Annotated in this window: 5 protein-coding genes; 3 read left to right on the forward strand and 2 right to left on the reverse strand. The window is 35.3% G+C overall.

Annotated elements, in window-relative coordinates:
* Nucleotides 1-667, forward strand: a 667-nt coding sequence (locus tag A9G44_RS09565) for an IS3 family transposase (RefSeq protein WP_081298313.1), incomplete at its 5' end; no start/stop codon positions are given.
* A 4-nt stretch (nt 668-671) separates the two neighbouring features.
* On the opposite strand, the gene A9G44_RS09570 is transcribed toward A9G44_RS09565, so the two are convergent.
* Nucleotides 672-1,163: a DDE-type integrase/transposase/recombinase gene (locus tag A9G44_RS09570; protein ID WP_257006597.1), complete on the reverse strand. Its 492-nt coding sequence runs from the start codon at nt 1,161-1,163 to the stop codon at nt 672-674.
* Nucleotides 1,164-1,174: 11 nt separating this feature from the next.
* Complete coding sequence (locus A9G44_RS09575) at nt 1,175-1,456, reverse strand: IS3 family transposase (RefSeq protein WP_065610680.1); 282 nt, start codon at nt 1,454-1,456, stop codon at nt 1,175-1,177.
* Nucleotides 1,457-1,470: 14 nt separating this feature from the next.
* Here A9G44_RS09575 and A9G44_RS13320 point away from each other — a divergent pair, with 14 nt between their 5' ends.
* Both A9G44_RS13320 and A9G44_RS09580 read left to right on the forward strand, forming a co-directional pair.
* A complete protein-coding gene (locus A9G44_RS13320) occupies nt 1,471-1,659 on the forward strand; it encodes a hypothetical protein (RefSeq protein WP_143426370.1) in 189 nt (62 codons plus the stop codon).
* 24 nt (nt 1,660-1,683) lie between these two features.
* Nucleotides 1,684-2,091: an NTF2 fold immunity protein gene (locus A9G44_RS09580; protein WP_065608880.1), complete on the forward strand. Its 408-nt coding sequence runs from the start codon at nt 1,684-1,686 to the stop codon at nt 2,089-2,091.
* The last annotated feature ends 586 nt before the right edge of the window (nt 2,092-2,677 follow it).

The raw sequence follows: 2,677 nt of genomic DNA on the forward strand, positions 1-2,677 counted from the left end.
TATCACAGACCGGCATTTACGCTGGGGCTTTCCTAAATGCTTTAATCGTATCAGAAAGCTCGGCTATCAATGGAACCATAAGCGTGTTTATCGGGTGTATTGTGAATTAAAGCTTAATCTCAGAGTAAAACGAAAAAAACGCATTCCTCCACGATGCCCGGAAAAGCTATTGGTGCCTAATAAACAAGGTGAATGTTGGTCAATGGATTTTATGAGTGATAGTAGCCGTAATCAACGTCGCTTTAGGACATTCAATGTTATCGATGACTTTAATCGTGAGGCGCTAGGGATTGATATTGCAGTAAGTTTACCAGCAGGAAGGATTACCCGTTACTTAGATAAACTGGCTGAATATCATGGATATCCATTAAAAATACGGGTCGATAATGGGCCAGAATTTACAGGAAAAACCTTTATAAACTGGGCTAAATCACATAATATAACCATTGATTATATCCAGCCTGGTAGCCCTTATCAAAATGGCTATATTGAACGATTTAATCGTACCTATCGTACTGAAGTACTCGATTTATATCTTTTTAACAACTTAGCACAAGCAAGGAAAATAACCGAAGAATGGCTAACGATTTATAACACCGAAAGACCGCATGAGGCATTAAATAACATGACACCGATTGAGTATAAAACACTAAAACAAGCAGCTTAATTTTCTACGTGAGTTGTGTACTAAGTTTGGGGCATTTACAACTGGTTTGCCTAGCAATCACTTTTCGTCCATATAAATCGATAATCACCGACAAATATAACCAACCTTCACCCGTTTTAATATAAGTAATATCGGTTACCCATGTTTTATTAGGCTTATCAGGATTAAATTGCCTATCTAACGTGTTGGGCGCAATATTGTGATGAGCCTTGTCTGTTTTATACTTGAATTTACGTGCTGCTTTACTCCGTAATCCCAATTGTTGCAAAACACGGCTAATTGTCCTTTCTGAAACTTGATAGCCTGCTTCTCTTGCATCATGAAGCAGGCTTGGCGCACCCAAACGAGCTTTATGTTGCCAATACTGCTTTTGGATATACTCGCTGAGTTTAGCTGATTTGTTTACTCTTTTTAACCAAGCATAATAACCCGATGAACTGACACCAAGTAATGAGCATATCCTAGTAACCGGATAGCTGGTTAAATGATTTTTCATATAAGCGTACTTCATCGACTTGGATTGTTGATGAAGTACACATGCGCCTTTTTTAGTATATCATTAGCCATTTTCAGTTCTTTAATCTCTTTTTCTAACGCCATAATCCGCTGTTGCTCAGCGGTTAACTCTCGACGGCTAGTTTTATTCCGGGAAAGTTGCCTAATCCATTTATCTAGGGTTGATTTACCCACACCTAGATGGTTGGCAAGTTCGCTGATAGAAAGGTGTGCATTAGATAACGCATAATCCACTGATTGTTGTTTGAATTCGATACTAAATTTTTTGACCATGATATTTGTCTCCTATGATTTTTGTTTATATCATAGAGGCGACTTTTGTCCACTTTTTTGGCGAGGTTCAAGTTGACGACAAACAGATAAAGAAAATACAATATCTATTGAACACACGCCCAAGAAAACGGCATAAGTTTAAAAGCCCTGCCGATTTTTATTCTAAGGAGTTAAGAAGAATTGCACTTCATGGTGTAATCTAGGTTTTTAAAAATTAGGTAAACTAAATGAATATTGAAATTGCGAAAAACATATTAAAAGAATTCATTATTGCGATGAATCATTGGGAAATACGTTGCTATCCAAAATTAAAAAGTGATTCTTCAGAAGATGCTTATTTACAAATGACTAAAGATTTGAATTTTATATTTAATAAATTTTGTACAAAAAAAGAACGAAAATATGGTCGGCAAGCAGCATTATTTTGTGGAAACCCACCAGAGTACTCACCAGATGAAGAAATATTAAAAATAGAAGAACTCAAAGGGAATAAAGTAGTTATTTACACTCAACAACAAAATCGTACAAAAAGTCAATTTCGTTATACCTTGCATTACAAAAAATATGAGTGGCGTATTGATAAAAAAGAGGTATATGATAAGTTTGATAATAATTGGGACAAATATCCATTGTAATAATTACTAGAATTCTATCGTAAATACGATTAAATATCTGGAAAAGGCAAGATAATAGCTAAGCATTAGATATATCTATTACTGTTTTAATTTAAATATTCTAATCCGCTATATGAAATTAAAATTTTGTTTACTGTTCTAAAAAGCTGTCAATTCAAAGCTGTTTATTAACTGAATTATATTGTTATCAACAATTCTATTTATGATTGATTAAATATATTTTTAAAAATCCAATGTGAGGAATTATTTTGTATTTATTTAGGAGGATGACTTAGATAAAACAGAAAGTATTATGGGTCTAGCAATGGCTCAAGGGTAGATGCTTTTAACGAATAAGAGCCAGTCAAACTTGAATTAATTAGAAGTGTACTAGCAAAAAATAATTGGACAGGCAAACACAGAGAAAAATACAGCAACCACAACCTAATCCGCTGTAACCAGCTACTCAAATTCAGAGGACACCGCTACCTCTATGACGCCCTTGGCAGACGCATCGAAAAACAGAAGTTAGACCGCGAAGGCCAACCCTACAACCGTACCCGCTTCCTGTAGGACGGGTTAAGAATGATTCAGGAAACCGGCCCGA

The sequence above is a fragment of the Gilliamella sp. Occ4-3 genome (assembly GCF_001690675.1).
GTDB lineage: Bacteria > Pseudomonadota > Gammaproteobacteria > Enterobacterales > Orbaceae > Gilliamella > Gilliamella bombi.

What these genes read in the sequence shown, in the direction of transcription:
- A9G44_RS09570 (WP_257006597.1), bottom strand. Translation starts at nt 1,163, where the DNA reads ATGAAAAATCATTTAACCAGCTATCCGGTTACTAGGATATGCTCATTA.
- A9G44_RS13320 (WP_143426370.1), top strand. Translation starts at nt 1,471, where the DNA reads ATGATTTTTGTTTATATCATAGAGGCGACTTTTGTCCACTTTTTTGGC.
- A9G44_RS09580 (WP_065608880.1), top strand. Translation starts at nt 1,684, where the DNA reads ATGAATATTGAAATTGCGAAAAACATATTAAAAGAATTCATTATTGCG.
- A9G44_RS09575 (WP_065610680.1), bottom strand. Translation starts at nt 1,456, where the DNA reads ATGGTCAAAAAATTTAGTATCGAATTCAAACAACAATCAGTGGATTAT.